The organism is Hymenobacter lapidiphilus (assembly GCF_013377885.1).
Classification (GTDB): domain Bacteria; phylum Bacteroidota; class Bacteroidia; order Cytophagales; family Hymenobacteraceae; genus Hymenobacter; species Hymenobacter lapidiphilus.
Genome location: NZ_JABKAU010000032.1, coordinates 16,834 through 41,306 on the forward strand (window position 1 = coordinate 16,834; position 24,473 = coordinate 41,306).

At 63.3% G+C, this 24,473-nt stretch carries 17 protein-coding genes; 12 read left to right on the top strand and 5 right to left on the bottom strand.

Features of this window, described 5'->3' with window-relative positions; all coding sequences use genetic code 11:
- Window positions 1-70: 70 nt before the first annotated feature.
- Entirely contained in the window at window positions 71-868 is a 798-nt protein-coding gene (locus HW554_RS15190; protein ID WP_176909436.1) for a class I SAM-dependent methyltransferase, read from the top strand.
- 139 nt (window positions 869-1,007) lie between these two features.
- On the opposite strand, the gene HW554_RS15195 is transcribed toward HW554_RS15190, so the two are convergent.
- From HW554_RS15195 to gmd, 5 genes are all read right to left on the bottom strand, one after another.
- Window positions 1,008-2,024 (bottom strand): glycosyltransferase family 2 protein, encoded by a 1,017-nt coding sequence (locus tag HW554_RS15195; RefSeq protein ID WP_176909437.1) that lies wholly within the window; start codon window positions 2,022-2,024, stop codon window positions 1,008-1,010.
- A 19-nt stretch (window positions 2,025-2,043) separates the two neighbouring features.
- Window positions 2,044-3,303, bottom strand: a complete 1,260-nt coding sequence (locus HW554_RS15200) for a glycosyltransferase family 61 protein (protein ID WP_176909438.1) — start codon at window positions 3,301-3,303, stop codon at window positions 2,044-2,046.
- Between the two features lie 102 nt (window positions 3,304-3,405).
- On the bottom strand, window positions 3,406-4,641 hold the full coding sequence (locus HW554_RS15205) for a glycosyltransferase family 61 protein (protein ID WP_176909439.1): 1,236 nt from the start codon (window positions 4,639-4,641) through the stop codon (window positions 3,406-3,408).
- A gap of 162 nt (window positions 4,642-4,803) precedes the next feature.
- On the bottom strand, window positions 4,804-5,760 hold the full coding sequence (locus tag HW554_RS15210) for a GDP-L-fucose synthase family protein (RefSeq protein WP_176909440.1): 957 nt from the start codon (window positions 5,758-5,760) through the stop codon (window positions 4,804-4,806).
- A 136-nt stretch (window positions 5,761-5,896) separates the two neighbouring features.
- On the bottom strand, window positions 5,897-7,009 hold the full coding sequence (gene gmd, locus HW554_RS15215) for a GDP-mannose 4,6-dehydratase (protein WP_176909441.1): 1,113 nt from the start codon (window positions 7,007-7,009) through the stop codon (window positions 5,897-5,899).
- A 515-nt stretch (window positions 7,010-7,524) separates the two neighbouring features.
- Here gmd and HW554_RS15220 point away from each other — a divergent pair.
- From HW554_RS15220 to HW554_RS15270, 11 genes are all read left to right on the top strand, one after another.
- The gene (locus tag HW554_RS15220; RefSeq protein ID WP_176909442.1) at window positions 7,525-8,301 is read left to right on the top strand and encodes a polysaccharide biosynthesis/export family protein; all 777 of its coding nucleotides are present in this window, start codon (window positions 7,525-7,527) and stop codon (window positions 8,299-8,301) included.
- 45 nt (window positions 8,302-8,346) lie between these two features.
- On the top strand, window positions 8,347-10,743 hold the full coding sequence (locus HW554_RS15225) for a polysaccharide biosynthesis tyrosine autokinase (protein WP_176909443.1): 2,397 nt from the start codon (window positions 8,347-8,349) through the stop codon (window positions 10,741-10,743).
- Window positions 10,744-10,868: 125 nt separating this feature from the next.
- Complete coding sequence (locus HW554_RS15230; protein ID WP_176909444.1) at window positions 10,869-12,455, top strand: lipopolysaccharide biosynthesis protein; 1,587 nt, start codon at window positions 10,869-10,871, stop codon at window positions 12,453-12,455.
- Window positions 12,452-13,681 (top strand): glycosyltransferase family 4 protein, encoded by a 1,230-nt coding sequence (locus HW554_RS15235; RefSeq protein ID WP_176909445.1) that lies wholly within the window; start codon window positions 12,452-12,454, stop codon window positions 13,679-13,681. The genes HW554_RS15230 and HW554_RS15235 overlap by 4 nt, the downstream gene beginning before the upstream one ends.
- Before the next feature lie 36 nt (window positions 13,682-13,717).
- The gene (locus HW554_RS15240) at window positions 13,718-15,016 is read left to right on the top strand and encodes an O-antigen ligase family protein (RefSeq protein ID WP_176909446.1); all 1,299 of its coding nucleotides are present in this window, start codon (window positions 13,718-13,720) and stop codon (window positions 15,014-15,016) included.
- Entirely contained in the window at window positions 15,013-16,251 is a 1,239-nt protein-coding gene (locus tag HW554_RS15245; protein ID WP_176909447.1) for a glycosyltransferase family 4 protein, read from the top strand. Before HW554_RS15240 ends, HW554_RS15245 begins: the two co-directional genes overlap by 4 nt.
- A 58-nt stretch (window positions 16,252-16,309) precedes the next feature.
- Window positions 16,310-17,353 carry a nucleotide-diphospho-sugar transferase gene (locus tag HW554_RS15250; protein WP_176909448.1) on the top strand — a complete coding sequence of 348 codons (1,044 nt, stop codon included), beginning with the start codon at window positions 16,310-16,312 and terminating at the stop codon, window positions 17,351-17,353.
- Window positions 17,350-18,645 (top strand): glycosyltransferase family 4 protein, encoded by a 1,296-nt coding sequence (locus tag HW554_RS15255; RefSeq protein ID WP_176909449.1) that lies wholly within the window; start codon window positions 17,350-17,352, stop codon window positions 18,643-18,645. The genes HW554_RS15250 and HW554_RS15255 overlap by 4 nt, the downstream gene beginning before the upstream one ends.
- Window positions 18,646-18,648: 3 nt before the next feature.
- A complete protein-coding gene (locus HW554_RS15260; protein ID WP_176909450.1) occupies window positions 18,649-19,488 on the top strand; it encodes a glycosyltransferase family 2 protein in 840 nt (279 codons plus the stop codon).
- A gap of 173 nt (window positions 19,489-19,661) precedes the next feature.
- Window positions 19,662-20,561, top strand: a complete 900-nt coding sequence (locus HW554_RS15265) for an O-fucosyltransferase family protein (protein ID WP_176909451.1) — start codon at window positions 19,662-19,664, stop codon at window positions 20,559-20,561.
- Between the two features lie 910 nt (window positions 20,562-21,471).
- Window positions 21,472-24,426: an Ig-like domain-containing protein gene (locus HW554_RS15270; protein ID WP_176909452.1), complete on the top strand. Its 2,955-nt coding sequence runs from the start codon at window positions 21,472-21,474 to the stop codon at window positions 24,424-24,426.
- The last annotated feature ends 47 nt before the right edge of the window (window positions 24,427-24,473 follow it).

Sequence of the window (24,473 nt, forward strand, 5' to 3'; positions counted from 1 at the left end):
GGCCGGCACGGCGGTACTCCTGATTCCGGCTAGGAACTCCCTCACAACCACTTTTTAGCCTTTCTTCATCATGCATCGGTACCTGGAACAAGCCTTGCGCGTCAGCCGACGGTTGCTGGACAACTATGCCGACATTCATGAGCCGGAGGAGAAGATAATGGCCGATTCGCAGGCGTTCTGGAACGGGCTGTCGAACCACGGGCACGACGGCGGTCCGGCCCACTGGCGGGGGCAGAGCATCTTTACCGACGACGAGCGGTGGATGAGTCTGGGGCGCAACAGCCTGCGTATTTTCTCGCAGCTGGCCGGCGACGACTGGCTCCAGTGCAAACCGCGCCGCATTGTGGACTGGGGCTGCGGCGGCGGTAGCTGCGCGGTGCATTTCGCACCCGGCGCCGCCCGCTACTACGGCGTCGACATCACGCCGGCGAGCCTGCAGGAATGCGAGCGGCAGACCCAGGCCCTGGGCCTGCACAACTTCGTGCCGGTGCTATTTGCGGTGTCCGACCCCGAGCAGGTGGCCGCGCTCATTCCGGAAACCTGCGATTTAGTGCTCTCAACCTACGTGTTCGAGCTACTGCCTTCCAAGGATTATGGGCGGCGCATTCTGCGCGTTATCGAGAACCTGCTCGAGGCCGATGGCCTGGCTTTCATTCAAATCAAATACGGCACCAATAAGCTCAACAGCCGGGCTTACCGCTGGGGCTACGCCAAGAACATGGGCAACATGACCACCTACCTGATCGACGAGTTCTGGGAGCTGGCCAAGGAGTGCGGCCTGCAGCCGCACCTGGTGTATCTGGAGCCCGTGGAGCCGCTCATCAACGACCACAACTTCGCCTACTTTCTGCTGCGCAAACACGCTTAAAACGGGCGAGATTACCACAAACAACCGGGCGACACCACTATGCGCGAGAGACCAACGGGGCGCTTGTACATAGTGGAGTGGGCTGGAAAGACGATGAAGCAGGTGACGATGTGAACTGACGCTTGGCCTGTTACTATCCTCAGCCGGCCAGCAGCTCCGTTTCGGACGGTATTTGCCCGCTGGCCGCCGTGGGGAACCGGGCCGCCGCAGGCAACCCCTGGCCTGCCCGCTGCTGAATGTGCAACCGGCTGGCCCAGATGCTGGCCCGGTGCTGCCACACGTAGCGGTAGGCGCGCAGGGAGGGCCGCTCCAGCAGCAGGCAGTAGAGCAGCACCCCCAGCTGCCGGGGCAGCGCGCGCAACCACAAGCCTGCCAACTGATTCGTCGGGGGGTTTTTGAGCAGCAGCAGCCACTGGTTCTTCACCGCATCGGCTTTAATAGCCGCGCCTAGTTGCAGCCGGCTGCGCAGATCGGCGGGCAGAAATACGCGGGGGTGCAGGGCGCGGCACCGGGGCTCGAACACCGTCCGCCAGCCGTAGAGCTGCCCGCGCCAGGCAATGTCCCAGTCCTCCTTATGCGCAAAGAACCGCTCGTCGAAAAAGCTGCCTTCCACGCGCAAGTCGTTGATGAATGCGCGGCGGTACAGCGGCAGGGCCCCATCGGCCCCATCCACGTCTTCGGTAATGAGTTGCAGCTCGGGCAGCAGCCGGCCGTGGTGGCGCAGGGTGAAACGGCCGCCCGACTGCCGCACCAGCCCGGCGCTATCGATGCGCGGGTGGGCCGCGCGGCTTTGCAGCAGCAGCCCGCACACGGTGCCAATGGCCGCATCAGCGGCCAGTGCCTCTGCCGCACGGCTCAGGTAATCGGGAGCCATTTCCACGTCGGGGTTCACCAGCAGCACGGCCTCGCTTGTGCTGTGGTCGAGCGCGTAGTTGTGGCCGCCGCAAAAGCCGGTGTTGCGCGCTAGGCGGTGCAGCTGCACCCGGCCATCGGTGGCGGCTACGGCTGCTACGCGGGCGCAGGTATCGTCGGCCGAGTTGTTATCGACCACCCAGATGGTAAAGTCGGGGTAAGTTTGGGCCAGGCAGGCCGCCAGGCAGGCCTCAATCACGGCCGCACTGTTCCAGGTGACGATGGAGAGCAGGATGGGACCCATGAGCAGTAGCAATAACGGGTTAACAAACGCCCTGCCGGGCCGGAACCGGCAGCAGGCCACTGACAGCCGTTCGCAGCTCAACCGGGTCAATCCAGAGGTCGAGTTGGCGGGCGGCGCTGTGGTGGGCACTGGCCGGAGTGCTGGGCCGGCCCGTAAGCCAGTGGTAGACCAGGCCAGCGCGGTAGGCAGTGTCCACCGACTCAGGCTCGACGAATGTGCTGGGGTGGAATTCGAGCAGCGGCGTGCCGGGCGCGGCAAACATGAGGTTGGCCATGCCCGCGCCCACCGTGCCAATGAGGGCCTCGGCATGGCTGAACAGGTTGACTTTATCCGCGAAGCACAGGTCGCTGAGCACGTACGTCTGGAAGTCGAATTCGCGCAGCACCGCCTCCACGGCAGGCTCATTGAGCAGGCGGCGCATAGTGGCGTCGCGCCGGCTGATGAACACACGGGGCGCAAAACGGGGCGCGGCGGGGGGCACCGCCAGGTAGGCAGCGCGCAAAAACTGGCTAACCCAGTACGGTGAGTGGCGGCCATTGCCCCGCACTGGCGTAGTTACCAGCAGCCGCTCGGCCCGCAAGTGGCGGTGCGTGGCTACATCGATGAGCTGCTCGGGCCGGATGCCAAGGGCCAGCAGCGACTCGCGCACGAAGCTGCAGTACTTGTCGTAGACCAGAAAGTAGTCGACTTCGGCCAGCAGCCCGGCTTCGCATACCAGGTGCAGGCGCGGCAGCGAGTCGATAAGCCAGTGGTAGTAGTTGCCCATGGCTGCCCCGCCACCCGCCAGCAAACTCAGCACCGTGCCGGCTACCGGCACTGGCTCCTGGAAGTAGCGCTGCGAAAAAATGTTGTTCTGGGCCGGGCCCAGCATGGCCCAGCCCTGCCGGGTGTGCTGAAACGACACGTCGCCGACGAGCTGGTTGTCGGCCGAAATGATGGCCACGCTGTCCCAGTTGTCGGCGTAGAGGCGGCCGTGCGGCAGGGCCAGCACAAAGGCCTCCGGCATGTACTCCTCGGCTCGGGGCTTGCTGTGGGCCTCGCTTTCGTACACCGGAACGGCTTCGGCAAAGCCCTCGGGCAGCACCAGGTGCGAGGTGTGGGCGGGCACCACCGACCAGTAGTTCGCACCCGATGCGGGCCGGGCGGCCAGCTCGCGGCTGCTGGCGTGCACGCCGGTGGGGCGGTACTGCTCCTGGTAGGGCAGCAGTTCGCGGAGCACGCGGCCAGCGCGGCGCTGCACCCGGTTCAGTAGATCTGATATAGATAGTTCGGGAAGCATAGTGGCGAGGGTTAGCTAAGAGTAGCGAGGGTTAGCGGGGCCAAGGCAGGTAGCGCCGGCGCGGCCCCCGATAACTGTTGGGGACCAGGTGCGGTGGGGCGCTCAGGGCCCCTGAACGAGCGGTTCCGGCTGCATCAGCGCGTCGAGGCGGCGGCGCAAAGCCGCTTCGGGTACCATCAGGTCCTCGCGCTGGGCCGCGTAGCGGTGCTTCTGCTGGCGCGGGGTGGGGCACACGAGGTACTGGTGGCGCAGGCCCAGGCGGGTGCTCAGCTCCAGATAATCGGGCACCACAAACGTCTGGGGCAGCAGTTCCAGCACCTGGGTACCGGGGGCGCAGAACACGAGGTTGCTCAGGCCGGCGCTCACCGCCGATACCACCACGCGGGCCTGGGCAAACAGGGCCACTCGCTCGTCCTGGGAATAGGGCGTGAGCACGTGGGTTTGGAAGCCGTATTCAGCTAGCATAGGCTCCAGGGCGGCCTCATTGAGCACGCGGCGGTTGGGCGCATCGTTGCGGCTCAGGTAAACGAAGGGGCTAAAGCAACGGTCGACGAGGGGCGGGGGCAGAAAAATCGACTGCAGGAAGTGGCCCGCCCACTCGGGCGTGTGCGTGAGCCGGCCCCGCACCGGGCTGGTGGCCACGAGCTGCTGGGCCTGGTAATGCGGGTAGGTGGCAATGTCGAGAATGCGCTCCGGGCCAATGCCGAGGGCCGCCAGGGTTTCGCACACAAACCCCTTGCGCTTATCATAAACCAGAAAAAAATCGACGCTGTCCAGCAAGCCCGCTTCGCGCACCAGGTGCAGGCGGGGCAGCGAGTCAATCAGCCAGTGGTAGTAATTGCCCATGGCCGCCCCGCCGCCCGCCAGCAGGCTGCACACGGTGCCCGCAATCTGGCGGGGCGGCACGAAGTAGCGCTGCCGGAAAATGTTGTTCTGCTCGGGCGCGACCAGGTCCCAGAGCGCGCCGTCGTACTGGAAAGAAACGTCGCCTACCAGGCAATTGTCGGCCGCTATAACAGCCACGCTGTTATAATTATCGGCGTAGATGCGGCCCCGCGGTAGCATCACGACAAATGCTTCGGGTACGGCTTCCTCGCGGTGGGGCTTCACGTGCAGTCCCCGGTGGCGGGAAGCGCGGGCGTAAAAATCGTCGGGAACGTGCGAGTAGGAGCGGTGGGCCGGTACGAGGCCGAAATACGCCACGCTGGCCGTTGGCTGGCAGGCCAGCTGCTGGCTGCTGGCATGGACGCCACTGGGGCGGAAGTGCTCGTGGTGGGGCAGCAGTTCGCGCAGCTCACGGCCGGCGCGGCGCCGTACTCGGTTCAGTAAATCTGACATGAAGGTAACCCGTAGCCAGGCAGTTAGATGAGTAGCCGCCAGCTTTTAGGTTCAAGCTGCGAGCTTACGTGTTGGCTGATAGCGGTTGGTGGTAATCCCGGGCGCGGTTGCGGTGGCACGAGCAATTACCCGCGGATGGGGAAGAGCGTATTTCTGGGTGGCTTACTTCTGGTCAGCTACCAGGGCCAGTTCGCAGCGGGCGAGAAAATCGTGCTGATAAACGTACTCGATGCCCTGGCGCAGGTCGGTGGTGAATTCCCAGCCCAGGCCACGCATTTTGCTTACATCCAGCAGCTTGCGCATGGTGCCGTCGGGTTTGGTCGGGTCGAAGCGGATGGTGCCTTCGTAGCCAGTGATATCCTGCATCAGCAGGGCCAGGTCGCGGATGGAAATTTCCTGCCCGGTGCCGATGTTGACGGGCGCCGTGCCAGTGTAGTTTTCCATCAGGTGCAGGCAGGCGTCGGCCAGATCATCCACGTACAGAAACTCCCGGTACGGCGTGCCGGTGCCCCAGATTTCCACTTCGGGCAAGTGCTGCTCGCGGGCTTCATGAAACTTGCGCAGCATGGCCGGCAGCACGTGAGCGTTCTGCAAGTGGTAATTGTCGCCGGGGCCGTACAGGTTCGTGGGCATGGCCCCAATGAACTGGCTGCCGTATTGCTCATGAAACGCCTCGCAGAGCTTCAGGCCCGCAATTTTGGCCAGGGCGTAGGGCGCGTTGGTGGGCTCCAGGGGGCCCGTAAGCAGGTATTCTTCCTTGAGGGGCTGCGGCGCATGTTTAGGATAGATGCAGGAGGAACCCAGAAACAGCAGCTTTTTTACCCCATGCCGGTGGCTCTGCCCGATAACGCTGGTGCTTATCAGCAGGTTATCGTAGATGAACTCGGCCCGGTAGGTGTTATTGGCCATGATACCGCCCACCTTGGCAGCGGCCAGAAACACGTAGTCGGGCTTTTCATCGGCAAAGAAGTCGGCCACGTCGGCCTGGACGCGTAGGTCCAGCTGCCGGGATGTGCGCGTGACCAGGTTCTGGTAACCCGCTTGTTGGAGCCGGCGCATCAGTGCCGAGCCCACCATGCCGCGGTGCCCGGCAACGTAAATTTTAGCGTCCTGTTCCATCGCTTCGGGGGTAAGTAGAGTTGATTCGTTCTGGCGGGCCGCCTCACCCCCCCGCCCCCCTCTCCGAAAAAGGAGAGGGGCAGCCAGCCGATTTTTGGTCTGCGGTGGGGCTTTTCGTGGGCTGTTTAGCTGGCGCTTACTCGTAGGCGTTGGCCGTGGCGTGGCCGCCGGCTTGCAGGTAGGCATCGCGCTGAAAGAGCTGCAGGTCGGCCCGCACCATTTCCTGCACCAGCGCGGCCAGGTCGTAGCTCGGCTCCCAACCCAGCTGGTGCCGGGCCTTGGTGGGGTCGCCGATGAGCAGCTCGACCTCGGTGGGCCGGAAGTATTGCTCGGCAATCTGCACTACCACGGTGCCGGGCAGCAGCTGGTACTCGGGGTTGTGGCAGGCTTTCACCCAGGCTTGTTCTTTCACACCTTCGCCACTGAAAGCCAGCTCGATGCCCAGCTCGGCAAAGGCCAGGCGCACGAACTCGCGTACCGTGGTAGTTACGCCCGTGGCAATTACGTAGTCCTCGGGCGTGTCCTGTTGCAGCATCAGCCACATGGCCTGCACGTAGTCTTTGGCATGGCCCCAGTCGCGCTTGGCGTTGAGGTTGCCCAGGTACAGCCGCGGCTGCAGGCCCAGCGCAATGCGGGCCGCAGCACGCGTGATTTTGCGCGTCACAAACGTCTCGCCGCGCAGGGGGCTTTCGTGGTTGAAGAGGATGCCGTTGCAGGCAAACATGCCGTAGGCCTCGCGGTAGTTCACCGTAATCCAGTAGGCATACAGCTTGGCCACGGCGTAGGGCGAGCGAGGATAGAAGGGCGTGGTTTCGGACTGCGGCACCTGCTGCACCAGCCCGTAGAGCTCGGAGGTACTGGCCTGGTAAATCCGGGTTTTAGCGCTCAGGCCCAGAATGCGCACCGCCTCCAGCAGGCGCAGAATGCCCACACCGTCCACGTCGGCCGTGTACTCGGGCATTTCAAACGACACCTTGACGTGCGACATGGCCCCGAGGCTGTAAATCTCATCGGGCTGCACCTGCTGAATAATACGGATCAGGTTGGTGGAGTCCGAAAGGTCGCCGTAATGCAGAAAAAAGCGCGACTCGCCTTCGTGCGGGTCCTGGTAGAGGTGGTCGACCCGGTCGGTATTGATGAGCGACGAGCGGCGCTTGATGCCATGCACCTCATAGCCTTTGCTGAGCAGCAGCTCGGCCAGATAAGCCCCGTCCTGTCCGGTAATGCCGGTGATTAGTGCACGTTTCATACGATAAGGAACAGCGTATTTACCCGCCAGAATACGGGCCTGCACCTACTTAGCCGCAGTATTACAAAGCTCAACGCCGGGCCCGTCCCAGAAAATGAGAAGCATCAGTTTCCGGATTACGGCTGCTCATTTTAGCGCACGGAGCGGCGTACGTCCTTTATAGCTTTCCGCCGGCCGCGCCTGTTCGGCTCCCGCCCATCAGCTCCGCTATCGATGCGTTTTACCTCCCCCTCCTTTCCGGTTTTTTTGACCGTTGCAGCGTCGGCCGCTGGCACAGCGGATGGCCTGTCTGCGCCAGCGCACCCGGCAGTTGGCCCGCCGGCAACCAATCTTTCTAAATGACTATCGATACTATGAAAAATGATGATAGTCATTTTATCCGCGGGCTTCCCTGCGGAGTTTTACATCACTACTCTCCCCCTATTTAAAGTTAACAGGGGCCGTTTTTAGCTGATTTTTTCTTCCTCGGGGCACTTTACGCCCGGTCGTACCTCTCACCTAATTTCCCCAGCCTCATGCCCTCTCTGAGATACAGTTGCCGGGGCCTGCTTGGGGCCGCACTATTACTCAGCGGCTGCATCGAGCAGCGCCAGCTGCCCTACCTGCAGAGCACGCAGTATTCGGCCAGCAGGCCGGTGGCAGTGACCAACGTCCACCCCGTGTACCAGGTGCAGCCCAACGACGTGCTGTCAATCCGGGTGCAGAGCGTGCAGGCTGAGTTCAACGACGTGTTCAATACCGCCGACACGCGCGCCATGCTCAATAGCGACCCAGGCACGATGTTTCTGAGTGGGTATTCGGTAACCGAAGAAGGCGAAATCACACTGCCTACGGTGGGCAGGCTCAAGGTCGGCGGCCTTTCGGTAGAGAAGGTGGAGGAGCTGGTACAGCAGCGCCTGGGAACCTTCGTGCGCGGTGCCAATGTGGTTGTTAAGCTCCTGAGCTTCAAGGTAACAGTATTGGGCGAAGTTCGCTCGCCCGGCCGCTACTACGTGTACAATGGCCAGGCCACAGTGCTCGAAGGCCTGGGCATGGCCGGCGACCTCACCGAGTTTGGCAACCGCCAGCACGTGAAGCTGGTGCGCCAGACCCCCACCGGCTCGGAAGTAGTGCTGCTCGACCTCACCGACCCGGCCCTGCTCCGCTCGCCCTACTACTACCTGCTGCCCAACGACGCGCTCTATATCGAGCCGCTGAAAGCCCGCACCAGTCGCGCCAATGCCAACAACCTGGGCATAATATTCAGCGGCCTTTCGACCGTGGTGCTACTGCTCAGTTTCCTGCGCCGCTGACGGTAGCCGCCGCTGCGCTTCTTCTGGTCCTTATCTGTCTCTGGTATGAAAACGATTCCCACTCCTTCTTCCGCAGCCGACGAAATTGACCTGAATCTGCTGTTTTTCAAGCTGCGCAAGCGCTGGCCGCTCTTCGTGCTGGCTTTGCTGCTGGCCGGGGCCGGGGCTTATTTCTACCTCCAGATTACGGCCCCGGTGTATGCTTTCCGGGCCACCATGCTCCTGGGCGACCAGGCCACCGGCTCGAAGCGGGCCCAGGACCTGCTGCAAATGCTGGAAGTACCCGACAAGGGCCTTAAAATGGAGGACGAGCTGGGCCTGATAACCTCTACCGGCACCGTGCAGCAGGCCGTGGCCAGCTTACCCTACGCCGTGCAATACAGCCACGAACCTACCTCGTGGCTGAACCGCATGGGCTCAGTGGTGGTGCGCGAGCAGGCGGCCGATGCCATGCCCTTTGCCATAGCTCCCGATCTGGCCACCCCCCAGCTTACCGGGGTGCGCATTTACGTGACGCCCGCCGGCCCCGGCCGCTACCGCCTGCGCGCCGATGCCGAGCTGAGCCAGCTGGTAGACCTGCCCAGCGGCAATGTGGTAAGCGAAGTGCCCGCCGTGCACCTCGACAAAATCGTGCGGGCCGGCGATACCCTGCGGCATCCCTTGTTGCATCTAGTCATCCGGCCCCGGCTGGGTGGGGTGTTCGGGCAGGCAAGCGGGCGCTACTCGTTTTTGCTGCGCGACCTGCCCACGGCGGCCAGCGACTACGCGGGCGACCTCGTCGTACGGCCCATCGACCACGATTCGCGCATTGTGGAGCTAAAGCTCAAAAGCAGCGTGCCGGCCCAGGCCGCCATGTTTTTAGACACGCTGATGGCCGTGTACGTGGCGGCCAACCTGCGCGAACAGAACAACACCGGCCGCAAAACCCTGGCCTTCATGGATGAGGAAATTGCCAAGCTGGCCGGCGTGCGGCGGCAGGCGGCCCAGACGCTATCGACGTTTCGCGCCAGCCAGGGCGTGGTGGATGTAGGCGTGCAGTCGAGCGCGGGCATTCAGCGGCTCAGCGAGCTGCAGACGGCCCGCGCCCGCGCCGCCACCAGCCAGCGCTACTGCCTCGATATGCTGGCTTACCTGCGCGCCAACAGCAACGCCACCCAGATTGCCTCGCCCAGCAACGCAGGCATTGAAGATGGCGTGCTCAGCAGCCTGATTTTACAACTGGGCGAACTGAACGGCCGCCGGGCCGCGCTGGGCGTGAACGGCAGCGACACCAACCCCCTACTGGTGGTGGTCGATGAGCGCATCAGCTCCACCAAACAGGCCCTGATTCAGACGCTGACCAACATGAGCCGCACGGCCGGTATCGGCGTGCGCGACCTGGATGCGCAACTGGCCCAGGTGCGCGGCCAGATAAACCAGATGCCCGAAAATGAGCGCAAATTCGGCTTTCTTAAAAGCGAAAGCGACTTCAACGAGAAGAGCTACGGCTTTCTGGTAGACCGGCGCAGTGAGGCGGCCCTGGCCCTGGCCACCAACACCAGCGACAAGCACATTGTAGACCGGGCGCAGGCCACCAGCATCGGCCCCGATTCGCCCAACCCCAAACTGGTGGTGCTTATTGCGCTGCTGGCGGGCCTGCTGCTGCCGGCGGGCCTGGTGGTGGTGCTCGATAAGGCCAACCGCACCATTCAGGGGCAGGAAGACTTGGCGCAGCTGACCGATATTCCGATGCTGGGCATTGTAACCCACGGCGACCGGGCCGACACCCGGAACCTGCTGCACGAAACCAAGGGGCCGCTAGCCGAATCATTCCGCTCCATTCGCGTGAACCTGCAGTACCTGGCCGCCACCCCCGACAAGAAAGTGCTGGGCATCACCTCCTCGGTGCCCGGCGAGGGAAAATCGTTCTGCGCCGTTAACCTGGCTACCGAGCTGGCCAACAGCGGCCGCCGGGTGGTGCTGGTTGAAACCGACCTGCGCCGGCCCACGCTGGCGGGCTACTTTAAGCTGCCCCGCGGCGGCAAGCACGGCCTGGCCAGCTACCTGAGTGGCCAGAGCACCCTTGAGGAAGCCTGCCGCCCCAGCGAAGTACCCGGCCTCGACCTGCTGCTGTGCGGGGCCCTGCCTGCCCGGCCTACCCAGCTGCTTGAAAACACCCGCATGACCGATTTGCTACACCAGCTGCGGGCCGACTACGACTACGTGGTGCTCGATACGCCCCCGGTGGTTTTTGTGGCCGAATACTTCGTGCTGGTGCGCCACCTCGACGCCACCGTGTATGTGGTGCGCCATAATTACACCGACCGCAGCCTGGTAAGCCGCATCAACGAACTATATGAGGACGGCAAAATCCGCGAAGTGTACATCATTATAAATGATGTACACTTTACAACCAGCTACGAGTACCGCCACCAGAAAAACGCCTACAGCTATTATAAGTGAGGTGCTACGTGGTGCAATGGTGAGTTTGACGTTCGGTCAGCGCCATCTGCGCAAGCGGCACTATCTGCGCCAGCAAAACCCCGGCAACGGCAACTTCACCATCGTACCACGCAGCACTCCAGCTTATGTCCAGCGCCGGAAACCTGACCACCAAAACCCTGCACAGCATGAGCTGGAGCACGGCGGCTACCGTGGTCACGGCCGTGCTGCAAATCGGCTATACCGCCGTAATGGCCCGGCTGCTAACGCCGGCCACCTTCGGGCTGGTGGCGCTGGCGGGTGTGGTGCTGCGGTTCGGCTCCTACTTCTCGCAAATTGGCCTGGAGCAGGCGCTGGTGCAGAAAGCCGAGATGAGCGAGGAGGACGTGCGCGCCGCTTTCACCTCGGCCGCGCTGCTGGGGGCGCTGTGTACGCTGGCTTTGGCGCTGGGCGCGCCCCTGGCCACGCAGGTTTTCCACGAGCCGGCAGTAGTACCGCTGGTGCGGGTGATGAGCTTCGGCCTGCTCGTGAGCGGGCTATCGGCCACGGCCCTTACCATTCTACGGCGGCGCATGGATTTCCGCACCCTGGCCATTATCGAAACCGTTTCTTACACAGTGGCCTACGCAGGCCTGGGCATAGTGCTGGCCTGGCGCGGCTATGGGGTTTGGAGCCTGGTGGGGGCCAGCCTGGGGCAGGGCGTGCTGGTGGGCATGCTGGCCTACGGGGCCACGCGCCACAGTCTGCGCCTGTATTTCAACTGGGCGCACTACAAGCCGCTGCTGGCCTACGGCACCCGCATCACGTTCACGAGCTTTCTAGAGTTCATCACCAGCTCGCTCGATACGCTGCTGATTGGGCGGTTTCTGGGGGCCGCGCTGCTGGGCATTTACAACCGGGCGGCCATGCTCATCACCCTGCCGCTGTACCTGCTCACGCGCAGCGTGTCGCAGGTGGTGTTTCCGGCCTTCAGCCAGATTCAGGCCGACGTGGCCAAGCTCCGCAACGCCTACCTGGGCAGCGTAACGCTGGTGGCAGCCGTGGTGCTGCCGCTGGGCGCGGGCGTGGCCGTAGCCGCTCCGGTGCTGGTGCGGGCGCTGCTGGGGCCGGGCTGGGAAGCGGCGGTGCCGGTGCTGCGTATTCTGAGCGTGGCCGTGCCGTTGAGTCTCATCACCATGTTTGCCGGCATTGTGTGCGATGCCCGCGCCGCACTGCGGGGCAAAATCAACGTTAATCTACTGACCCTGGCTAGCCTGGGTGGCTTTTTCTGGCTGCTACACGGCTATGGCCTGATGGGTTTCGCGGCCGCCCTGGTGCTGAACGAAGTGGTGCGCACGGTGCTGTTTATGCGCCTCATGCACCACGAGCTGGACCTGAATTACCAGCGCCTGGGCGCCGCCTACGGGCCGGGGCTGCTGCACGGTGCCGCGGTAGGGCTGGTACTCTGGGGCCTGAACCTGGGTTTGGAAAACTGGGCCTGGCCCGCGCCGGCGGCGCTGGCGCTGCTCATGCTGGGCGGGGCTATAGTGCTGGGCGTACTGATGCTGGCCTGGCCGCGGCCGCTGCTGCGCCGTGAGCTGCACGGCCTGCTCAGCCGCCTGACGGCTGGCCAGTCATCCTCCGGGAAGGTAGCGCTGGTGCTGGCCCGCTACGTGCGCTTTCTCGACCGCACCGCACTGCTACCCGCCTCATACGTGCCGGATCTGGAGCCGGCTTCTTCCCTCCGGCCATGAATATTCTGCTGGTTTCCTTTCTGAAGCCCGACGCACCGTCGGGCGTGCGGGTGCACTACCTGCAGCTGGCCGGGCAGTTGCGCCGGCAGGGCCATTGCGTGGATGTGGTAACTCCCGGTACGCTCACGGGCGGACGGCGACATCTGATTGCGGCCATCCGACACCTGCTGCTGCGCCTGGGTCCCGGCCCCCGAGCACTGGCGGGCAATGTGGCCTACTTCCTGCACATTCTGTGGGGCATCGACCGTAGCTGCTCCTACGACGTGGTGAATGCCCAGGACCTGGGCAGCGGTGCGGCGGCGCGCCGGGCGCTGGGGCCGGGCGTGCCCGTAGTAGTAACCGGCCACTTCAACGACCACCCGGCCATCGACCACCTGCGCCAGCAACCCGCCGTGGGGGCGGCGGCACGGGCCGTAAGCCGGTGGTTCAACTGGCTACTGGCCCGCACCCGCTACTTCATCGGCGTGTCGGAGTTCGGCCTGCAGCTTATTCGGCCAGCCTTGCCGGCCGGCGCCGTGAGCCGCGTGGTGCACAACGGCCTGGATTTGGAAGCATTGCGTGCTGAATCCAATCCTTCGGACCTGCGCACCCGCTTTCCCAACCGCCGCATTATCCTCAACATTGGCCAGTTGGAAGGCCGGAAAAACCAGCTGCTGCTGGTAGAAGCCGCCCGTCAGTTGCGGAAGGTGTTCCCCGATTTTGTGGTGGGGCTGGTGGGCAAGGGCAAGGATGAGGAACTGCTGCGCCAACGCATTGCCGAGTACCAGCTCCAGGACCACGTGGTGCTACTGGGCTACCACAACGAAGTGCTGCCCCTGTTGCGCAACGCCGATTTGTACGTGCACGTTGCCACCCACGAAACCTTTGGGTTGGTGCTGCTGGAGGCTGCCGCCGCCGGGGTGCCGGCCCTGGCCCTGGCAGTGGGCGGTGTGCCCGAGGTGCTGCACGCTACCCCCGAGGCGTTGCTGCCCGCCACCACCGACGCGGCCGGGCTGGCCCACCAGCTACACCAGTGGCTTAGCGCGCCGGCCCGTCTCCGCCACCTGGCCGAACGGCAGGCGGCCAGCGCCACTGCCCACTTCGGAGTAGCCCGCCTGCTGGACGAAACACTGGATTTCTACCGGTACGCCATCTGGCATCGGCGCTACCACCTGCGGGAAAGGGCCCTGGCAACAGGATCCGCGCCCCGGCCCGGGCCCCTGTCTGCCGCCGTGGGTAGCTATTGAGCTACTCGTTCATCTGCTGCTTTTAGCTTGTCACGCATGAAACTTAGCCTACGTTTTCTGTACCTGCTGCCGCTACTGGCCATGCTGTTCACCAACCGCGCCCTCAATGCCTTTTTCTTTGGCAAGGAGGCCGATGGTGCGGCCGACCGGCTGCTGGAGTATGCGCTAACTGCCCTCTCGCTGCTGGCCGTGGCGGCCTACTACCGCTACCTGGAAACGTACATGCGCGTGTGGCTCTGGGTGGTGCTGGGCTGCCTCGTGGCCCTGGCCCTGGAGTCGTATGCCAGGTGGCATTCGTGGATGGTGTACCCGCACGTGTTTGGCAAGCTCACGATGCTGCTACCGCTGTTTGGGCTATACGCTTTTTACCGGCGCTACCCACCGCCGTCGTTCCGGCAGCTGGTGCTGGTGGTGCTGCCCGCCCTGCTGCTGAGCCTGGCCTTTATCTACCCCGAAGCGCTGTCGCTCAGCTCTTTCCTGACCACGGAAAGGGGTTTCAGCGTGGCTTCGGCCTACTTGCTGCTGCCCATTGCGCTGCTGTGCCTGAACTGGTACCTGGCCTCGAACAACCTACTGAGCGCCCTGAGCTTTTTGCTATGCGTGGTGCTGGTGGTGTTTTTGCAACACCGCACAGTGTGGGTGTGCATGGCGGTGGCCCTGTTTATCAATATATCCCTGGTGGCGCTGCGCGTGCCCCCCGCCCGGGCCTGGGCTAGCCGCTTGGCGGTACTGAGCCTGCTGGGCCTGAGCCTGGGGCTGGTGAGCGGGCTGGCCGTAGTGCTCGAAAACCCCGACGTGGTGAAGAAGCTGGCCACCAGCATCGCCGATATTCAGAACCCTACCACTCAGGGCACGGGCACCTTCCGCCTGGAGCAGTACCGCTCCTACCTGCCCCTGCTTAAAGAGCGGCCGCTGGCCGGCTGGCGGCTCGAAGGCTTCGAAGTACCCATCCAGTTCTACAGCCCCGACTCGGGCGAGCCGGTGTGGCCCGACTTCACCGGCCACCACTTCCACAGCTTCTACCTCGACCGCATATTTTACTCCGGCGGGCTGGGCGTACTGCTGGTGCTGCTGGTGCCGGTGGTGGTACTGGGCCGGCGCATGTTTCAGCGGGGCCCGCTGAGCGGCGAAACAGCCGCCCTGCTGGCTTACACCGTTACTTTCCTGCTGTTCGGCCTTTCCTATGATTGGCCCACCTACCTCTACGGCCTGCTGGGCATGCTGCTGGCCATTACCAGCCGGCCGCCAACGGAGCCCGGGCCCGCAGCCCCAATTCGGGTGCGCCGGCCGCGGCGCGTGGCAGCCTCCCTTCCCGCTTACGCCTCTGCCTCATGAAAATCCTCTGGCTCGCCGCGTACCCTTCGCCGCGCATCACCCGCGAACACCCCGTGCCGTGGGTCGTTACCCTGGCCCACCTCCTCAGCCAGCACCCGGCAGTGGAGCTGACCATTCTGAGCTGGAATTCGGAGCTGGAAAACCCCGTCGAGGAGTTCGACCACGCCGGCATTCACTTCATCTACCTGCGCGTTCCGGCGTTTCGCTTCGATATCCTGTCGCTTTATCAGACGCGTATCCGGCGCACGGCCGCCTACCTGCGCCAGCACGTCCAGCACTACGACCTACTTCATCTGCACGGCTCGGAGCTGCAGTTTCCGGCCGCCACGGCGGGGCTGCCAGTGCCGGTGCTGCTCTCGGTGCAAGGGCTGATTTCAGAGTGCGTGAAAGTACTGCCGGGCACCTTTTCCTGGCGGCGGCTTCTCTGGAACCTGTCCAGCTACTACGAGCGCAAATACCTGCCAACGGTGCCCAACTTCTCGTGCCGCACGCACTGGGACGCTGCTCATATTGCCCGACTGAGCCCCGGCAGCCGCATTTTTCACAACTGGGAAGCCATTCGGGAGGAGTTTTTTACGGCCGCGCTGCTTCCACGCCCCACCCCTACCGGACGGCCCATGCTACTGTTTATGGGCGGCTCGCAGGTAATGAAAGGCTACCAGGAAACCCTGGCCGCCTTCGACCTTATCCGCGAAACCACCGACATGCGCCTGGTGGTGGCCGGCCCCGTGTATGCCAACGAAATGGCCGATGCCCGCCGCCGCTTCCCCCTGCAACACGCCCAGCCCGCCGACATCGAGTACCGGGGCTTCCAGACGGCGGCCCAGCTGGCCCGGCTTTGCCGCGAAGCCGAGTGCCTGCTGCATCCGTCGTATATCGACAACAGCCCCAACAGCGTGTGCGAGGCCCAGGTAGCCGGCCTGCCCGTGGTGGCCACCAACGTGGGCGGCGTTGGCTCCCTGATTGAAGATGGCCGCACGGGGCTGTTCGCCAGCCTGAACCCGCGCAGCCTCGCCGACCAGGTGCTACGTCTGCACCACCACCCCACCCTACGTGCCCAGCTGGCCCGCCAGGCCCAGGCAGTAGCCCACCAGCGCCACAACCCCGCCACCGTACTGCGCCGCACCGTGGAAATCTACGAAACCATCATCCGCCCAGACCGTCCCAACCGCCCACCGACACCAGTGCCCGAACCCGTAGTAGCCGCCACGCCGCGGCCGTTTGCTACGGTTTGAGGCCTGCGCAAATGGCCGTACCATCATCTTCTACCCCAACCTGCTTCACCTTTTTCGCATGCCAGCGCTGCTAACTATTCCTGAGCCAGCCGAGGGGCCTGATTTTCAGACGCCCGTCCTGTTTCTGATTTTCAACCGGCCCGATGCCACCGCTCAGGTGCTGGCGCAGCTGCGGGCGGCGGGCGTGCGCCGGCTATATGTAGCAGCCGACGGGCCTCGCCCCGGTCACCCCACCGATGCCGCCCTCTGCGCCGAAGCCCGGGCCCTGGTGCTGCAGGCCGGCCGCGAGAGTGGCTGCGAAGTGCACACGCTGTTTCGGGAAGCAAATCTGGGCTGCAGCACGGCAGTGGCGGAGGGAATCAGCTGGTTTTTTGAGCACGAGCCGGAGGGTATTATTGTGGAAGACGACTGCCTGCCCACACCCGGCTTTTTCCTGTTTTGCGCCGAGCTGCTGGCCCGCTACCGCCACGATACCCGCGTGGTGCACATCAGCGGCAACAGCTTCGGGACCGACGCGGGCGCACGGCAGCAGCCCCACCAACCCGCGTATTATTTCTCGCAGCAGATCCACAGCTGGGGCTGGGCCACCTGGCGGCGCGCCTGGCAGCTCTACGACCTGCACCTGCGCGACCTGCCCCGGCTGGCCCGCAGCGGCCGGCTGCGCGGCAGCTTCAGCAGCCGCCTGGAGGAGTGGTATTTCCTGCGCAAATGCTGGGGCCTTTACAACGGTCCGAGGCCTTTTACCACCTGGGACTACCAGTGGCACTTTGCGCGGGCTGCCCACTCCGGCCTTGCCATTATGCCCGCCGTGAACCTGGTAACCAACATCGGTTTCGGCCACGAGGGCGCCACCCACACCCAGGATGCCGCCGACCCGCACGCGGCCCTGCCCACCGGCACGCTCTGCTGGCCTTTGCGCCACCCCGGCCACGTGCTCAGCGACCGGCTCCGCGACCGGCAGCAGTTCCGCGCCTTTCTGGCCGGACGGCTGCACGCCAAGCTGCGGGCGCTGCTGGGCCGCGAGCAGTCGGTGCCCGTCCGGCAGGTTCCGCTCAGCCCGCCACTTGTCATTTCCCCCACCATTCAGCTCACTTCCTCATGAGAATCCTGCTCTCGGCCTACGCCTGCGACCCTACTCATGGGGGCGAAGGCGGCAACGGCTTCCATTGGGCCTGGGAGCTGGCAGCGCGCGGCCACGACGTGCATTGCTTTACTACGGTATGGGGTCGCGAGAACATCGAAGCGTACCTGGCTGGCAGCCGCGAACCCGTGCCGCCGGGCCTGCACTTCGAGTTCGTGGCCGTGCCCGACTGGGTAGAGTACCTGTACCGCTGGCAGTTTGGCGTGTACCTGCATTACATGGTGTGGCAGTACCAGGCCTGGCGCGCCGCCCGCCCCCACGATGCCCGGCAGCCGTACGATCTGGTCCATCACGTGACGTTCGGCAGCCTGCAGTTTGCCTCGTGGCTGTGGCGGCTGGGTCGGCCCCTTATTTTTGGTCCGGTAGGCGGCGGGCAGGTGGCGCCCAGGCAGCTGCGCCGCTACCTGCCCGACTGGTTTAAAACCGAAACCCTGCGCAACGCTATCAGCTGGCTGCTGGTTACCTTCGACCCCAGCGTGCGCAACACCCTGCGCCGGGCGGCCCTGGTGCTGGTGGCCAACCACGAAACGCTGGTACTGGCCCGCCGCCTGGGCGCGCGCCGCGTAGAGCTGGCCATGAGCACGGCCCTGCCGGTGGCCTATTTCCCGGATGCCTATCCGCCCCGCGAGCCGCTGGCGGGTAGGCCGCTACGCATTTTGTGGCTGGCCCGGCTGTTTCCGCGCAAGGGCCTGCATCTGGTGCTCGAAGCGCTGGGCCGGGTGAATCCCGACGTAACGTTTCACCTGGACATTTACGGCGACGGGCCGGTGGCCGAGCTGCTGCCCGACTGGATTGCCGCTGCTGGCCTGCAAAGCCGCGTAACCTGGCACGGCAACGCCCCCTACCCCACGGTGCGGGCCGCCTACCTGGCGCACGACCTGTTTATGCTGTGCAGCCTGCGCGACAGCTACGCCGCCCAATACCTGGAGGCCATGGCCCTGGGCCTGCCCATTCTCACGCTCGACCACCACGGGGCCACCGATTTCATTCCCGACCAGGCTGGCATAAAGGTGCCTGTAGCGTCGCCCGAAGCCACTGCCGCCGCACTGGCCCGCGCCGTGGAGCACCTCTACCACCACCCCGCCAAGCTGGATCAGATGGGCCGAGCGGGGTACGCCTATGCCCGCCAATACAGCTGGCCCGCGCTGGTCGATTACCTTCTGGCACACGCGGCGCAGGTATTACCTAAAAAGCAACCCGTTGGCTTAGTGCCAGACATTCCGCTGGCGCAATTAGCTCACCTCGACACCTAGGCCATGCTGTACATCGTCATTCCCGTGTTCAACCGCCTGGCGTTTACGCGGGCCTGTCTGGAGTCATTGCGGCGTCAAACCTGCCAGGCTTTTCGGGTTATCGTTGTGGATGATGGCTCGACGGATGGCACCAGCGCGCGTCTGGCCACAGGATTCCCCGAAGTGGAAGTGCTCCGTAGCACAGGCGGGCTGTTCTGGACCGCCGCCGTGAACCTGGGCATCCGCCGGGCGCTGATCCTCGATGCGCACCCCATCATGACGCTGAACAACGACACGGTAGCCCCGCCTGATTTCATTGCCAACATGCTGCTTTGGGCCCGGCGGCAGCCCCGCGCCCTGCTGGGCCCGCTGGAGCTGGACGCAGCCACCGACCAGCCCGTTTTCGGCGGCGAACTGTTCAGCTTTTTAACCCACAAAACCCGGCGGCTGCTGGACATCCTGGCCCCCGAAGACCGTACCGGCCTGCACCCGGTTACCTACCTGCCCGGCCGGGGCCTGCTGGTACCCGCCGAGGTGTTCCGGACATTGGGCCTGTTTGATGAGGGCCGCCTGCCGCACTACCTCGCCGATTACGACTTCACCAGCCAGGCGCGCCGTGCCGGCTTCCCGGTGTACGTCAACTACGCCACCCACCTACTCACCTACCCCGATGCAAGCGGCCAGGCCAAAACCCGCCGCCGCCGAAGCCTGCGCGGGTACACCCAACACCTTTTTGGCATTCAGGGAGGTGGCAACCTGCTTAATTTCAGTCGTTTTGCCATCAAGAATGCGCCGATTCTTTACCTGCCTTTCTTCCTGCTCAACGGCTACGCCCGGCGGCTGCTGGGCTATTTCCTGCATTGAGCAGCCAACTGGGCTAGTGTGCCACTGCCTGGATCAGAATAGTGCGCTGGTTATGTCTCTCCTTCACCTTGAGTATCTGTCCGAGCATAAACCTTCGCGCCACCACCTGTTTTTTCAACCTGACTTATAGCATGTTGACATAAAAATCTTCCGCCTTTTCAGCAACCCATGCCGTGGTCATCCTCGTCAAAAGCTTCGGTCAGCTGGGCAACCGGCTTTTTCTCTTTGCCCACTTGATTGCCAACGCGGCCGAGCACGGCTACGCCCTGGCTAATCCCTGCTTTGGGCGATATGCCCGCTATTTTGTGGCCCCAACATCGGCCGATTTCGAGGGACTACCAGTGCGCATACCCGTGTTGCGCCGGGCTTGGCAGGAACGGCTGCTGGGAGGGCTGCTGCGTTTAGTTCAGCCACCGCGCGTATTTCAGGCCCTGGCTGCCGCTATTCGGCCGCTACCCGCATCAGCACAGCCCCTCGATTTGCTGTACCTCGACGACAATACGGGTACTTTCGACATGCACGAAGCCCGATTTGTGGCGGCGGCCCGCCAGCGGGTGGTGCTGCTGCACGGCTGGTGCTTCCGCGACCGGCCCAGCTTCCTGAAGCACGCCGCCCTTATCCGTCGCCTGTTTGAGCCGGTACCGGTGCATTCTCAGGCCGTAGCCGCTCGCATTGCCACCTGCCGGCGCACCGCCGAGGTGCTGGTGGGCGTGCACATCCGGCGCGGCGACTATGCCACCTTCGCCGATGGGCAGTACTACTACGATAACCCGCAATATGCCCACCTCATGCGTCAGCTACTGTCGCAATGGAGTAGCAGCACCCGGGTCGAGTTCCTGCTGTGCTCCGACGAAACCCTGGATTTGAGCGCGTTTGAGGGCCTGCGGGTGCACTGTGCCAGCGGCCACTTCGTGGAAGACCTGTACGCGCTGGCCGCCTGCGACTACGTGCTGGGGCCGCCCAGCTCCTTTTCCATGTGGTCCTCCTTCTATGGCCAAACGCCACTATGCCACATCCACACGCCCAACCAAGCCATAAATCTGGCAGATTTTGCCGTGTTTCTCGATCAGTAAGTGCGCTGACTTACGGCCAATAATGCCAGTTCTCACTGTGGATTCAACACCCTGAAGTAGCCGTGAGTTGCCGGGCTACCGCGCAGCGTAAGCTACTCTGGTCTGAGCGCATCACCCATTCTCATTTATCGCCGCCCACCTTGGTTTAGCGCCGGGGTGGGATTTCGGGTTTAGGGAGGCTTTGTTCAGGACCTCTGGTCAGCTCTAAGCCCTGCGCTTGCACCAGCCCTTTGTGCTCTACTTCAAGATTTTAAAGGTAAAAAATAACGGCTTTTTCTTTTTTTTTGATTGAAGGCCTCACTGTTAAAAAAGCGCAAAATCAGCGTGCAAAGGAATATTTACATTACCGCAACCACTATCTATAAGTAAAACTATATATATCAATTATAGCAAGTTATTGAACAAAATATAGATAGCCGCTGTATATTTGTCCGAAACGCAGAAAGTGAAGTTGGTGAATGCCCCGCAAAAAGAACTTGGTTCTTTATAAGCATTGCGGTTGTTGAAGGAGGTTTGTAGTTGGAGGAGAAGTTGGTTTTACTCGCGGTTCAGCAGCTTTACTCGTTCCCGAGTGCTGAGTGAAATAAAGATGAGAGTGTGATTGCTCTGCTGGCAGACAGCTTATTGGCGCATTACTAACCTACCGGATTGAAAAACCCGTTGGGCTGATGCTGCCGCTAAATCTGCTGGTAGTGGCAATAGAAAAGCCGTCTCCGATGTGGGAGACGCATGTGTGGGTCTGATTCGTGAGGTTGGGAAAAACGTGGAGCTAAGTCCGAAGAGAACCATCTTACGAAATAGGACTATTGCTTTCTTTTTAGCCACAATAGGCTGAAAAATAAAAAAGTTTCCACTTAAAATACCTAAAAGTTTGAAAGTAGCATCCTGGAAAAACCACATTGGCACATCAATGCGTGCTTCTCTTATCGGGCTGGCGCTGCTGCCTGCACTGGCACAGGCCCAGAACGTACCGAATGTTACCTACCAAGGTCCCATCACCATTACCCAGGGCGGTACCTACACTGGCAACTACCGCAGTACCGATTCGGGTACGCCGGCCGTTACCATTGCCACCTCTGCCCCGGTTACGCTGCAAGGCTGCGTGATAGTTGGCCCCGGCGACCTAATTCAGGCCAACGGAGTACCCGGCGACATCACCGTGCTCAACTCCCAAGCCTTCGGCACCACCCCCACCCAGGACAACCGCTACCGGGGCCGCTTTATAGCCGCTACCAATGCCAAGAACATCCGGGCTGAAAACAACTACCTGGAGCACACCACGGGCTTCACCATCTACCGCTTCAGCGGCGACGGCTCGCCCAGCCAGACGGTGCGCATCATACGCAACAAGGTGCTCGATATCGACGGGCGCACCCGCAACGGCGGCGTGCAGCTGGCCAACTTCATCGGCCTGAACACGGTGCGGGCGGTGGGCAACATCGAAATTGCCTGGAACCAGGTCATCAACGAGCCCAACCTCTCGTCGGTCGAAGACAACATCAACTTTTACAACTCCGGCGGCACGGTCCAGAGCCCGGCCCGTGTGCACGACAATTACGTGCAGGGTGCCTACCCCTTCCCGGCCACCAGCGGTACCTACTCGGGCACCGGCATGACTACCGACGGCGACGGCACTACCGTGAGCACGGTGCCCGCCTACCTGAATGCCTTCAACAACCAGTTCATTTCGACCTGTAACGCGGGCATGAATATCGCCGCAGGACACGACATCAACTATTACGACAACCGCATTGTAACCAGCGGTTTTCTGCCCGACGGAACGGCCCTGCGCGCCGTGTATGCCGGTACGGCCGTGTTCAATGGCCACCAAGTACCCAGCAGCGTCTTCTACAACAATAGCATTCGCAACAACACCATCGGCTACCGGAACCCGGCGTACAGAATTCCATTCCCGGAGCGGCACGACCTTTCCAACGGCGCCTGCGCCACCTGCACCGGCACCACGCACTTGCCCAACCCCATCACCCTGAGCACGGAGCAGAACGAGTTTGTGCTCTGGCAGCAGAAGCTGCAGCAGAACAACATCACGATTGGTGCATCCGGCACGGCTTCACCGCCAACCCCGCCGGCCAATACGGCACCAGTGGTTAGCCTGAGCGCGCCGGGCTCGGCCACAGTGGGCACGGCCCTGGCCCTGACGGCCACGGCCTCCGACGCCGACGGCAGTGTGAGCAAAGTCGAGTTCTTCAACGGCGCCACCAAACTGGGCGAAGACCTGACCGCACCCTATGCCCTGAGCTTCACGCCTGCCACGGCCGGCACACTGAGCCTGACGGCCCGTGCCACCGACAACGCCGGCGCCGCTACGACCTCGGCCACCGTGGCCCTGAACGTGACCGCACCAGTTGCCACCTTCTATCGGGCGCTGAACCTGGGCGGCTCGGCCCTGACTATTGACGGCAACAGCTGGGAGGCCGCCGCCGGCGCCTCGGGCTTCTCCACCAACGCCTCGGGCTGGTCCAGCCGCGGCTCGGCCCTGAACCCGGCCACCGACGCCAATCGGGCCGACATGCTCACCTCCGCCCTCTTCGGCACCGGCCCCACCCTGGCCCTGAACGTGCCTAACGGCAGCTACGGCGTCTACCTCTATATCTGGGAGAATGACAGCCCCGTGACGGTGAACGTGCTGGTAGAAGGCAAAACCGTGCGCTCGGGCTACAGCACCGGCAACGCCGGCCACTGGGAGCGCCTGGGCCCGTTCGCCACCAACGTCACCGATGGCACGCTCAACGTGGCCACCACCGGCGGAAACGTTAACCTCGCCGGACTCGAAATATACCAGGGTTCCGGCACGGCTTCACCGCCAACCCCGCCGGCCAATACGGCACCAGTGGTTAGCCTGAGCGCGCCGGGCTCGGCCACAGTGGGCACGGCCCTGGCCCTGACGGCCACGGCCTCCGACGCCGACGGCAGTGTGAGCAAAGTCGAGTTCTTCAACGGCGCCACCAAACTGGGCGAAGACCTGACCGCACCCTATGCCCTGAGCTTCACGCCTGCCACGGCCGGCACACTGAGCCTGACGGCCCGTGCCACCGACAACGCCGGCGCCGCTACGACCTCGGCCACCGTGGCCCTGAACGTGACCGCACCAGTTGCCACCTTCTATCGGGCGCTGAACCTGGGCGGCTCGGCCCTGACTATTGACGGCAACAGCTGGGAGGCCGCCGCCGGCGCCTCGGGCTTCTCCACCAACGCCTCGGGCTGGTCCAGCCGCGGCTCGGCCCTGAACCCGGCCACCGACGCCAATCGGGCCGACATGCTCACCTCCGCCCTCTTCGGCACCGGCCCCACCCTGGCCCTGAACGTGCCTAACGGCAGCTACGGCGTCTACCTCTATATCTGGGAGAATGACAGCCCCGTGACGGTGAACGTGCTGGTAGAAGGCAAAACCGTGCGCTCGGGCTACAGCACCGGCAACGCCGGCCACTGGGAGCGCCTGGGCCCGTTCGCCACCAACGTCACCGATGGCACGCTCAACGTGGCCACCACCGGCGGAAACGTTAACCTCGCCGGACTCGAAATATACCAGGGCTCCGGCGCGGCGGGTACCGGAACCGTCTTGGCTGCCTCCGCCTCTTCCAGCATCTCGCTGGGTGCGTTGCGCCTGTATCCTAACCCCACGGTTGCCAGCATGCAACTGCAGTTGCCGGTAACCACAGCCGAGGAAGTGGAAGTGGGTATCTATACCATCCAGGGCGTTTCACTCAGCCGCCAGCGGATAGTAATTGAGCCCAACACCCCAAGCCAGCCCATCCCGACCAACAACCTGGTAGCGGGCACCTACATTCTGCGCGTGCTTAGTGGCTCTCAACGGGGTAAATCCCTGCAATTTGTAAAGCAGTAGCCCCGCCCAGGTTAGAGTAGCTGAACACTACCACCGAGCCTGCATAA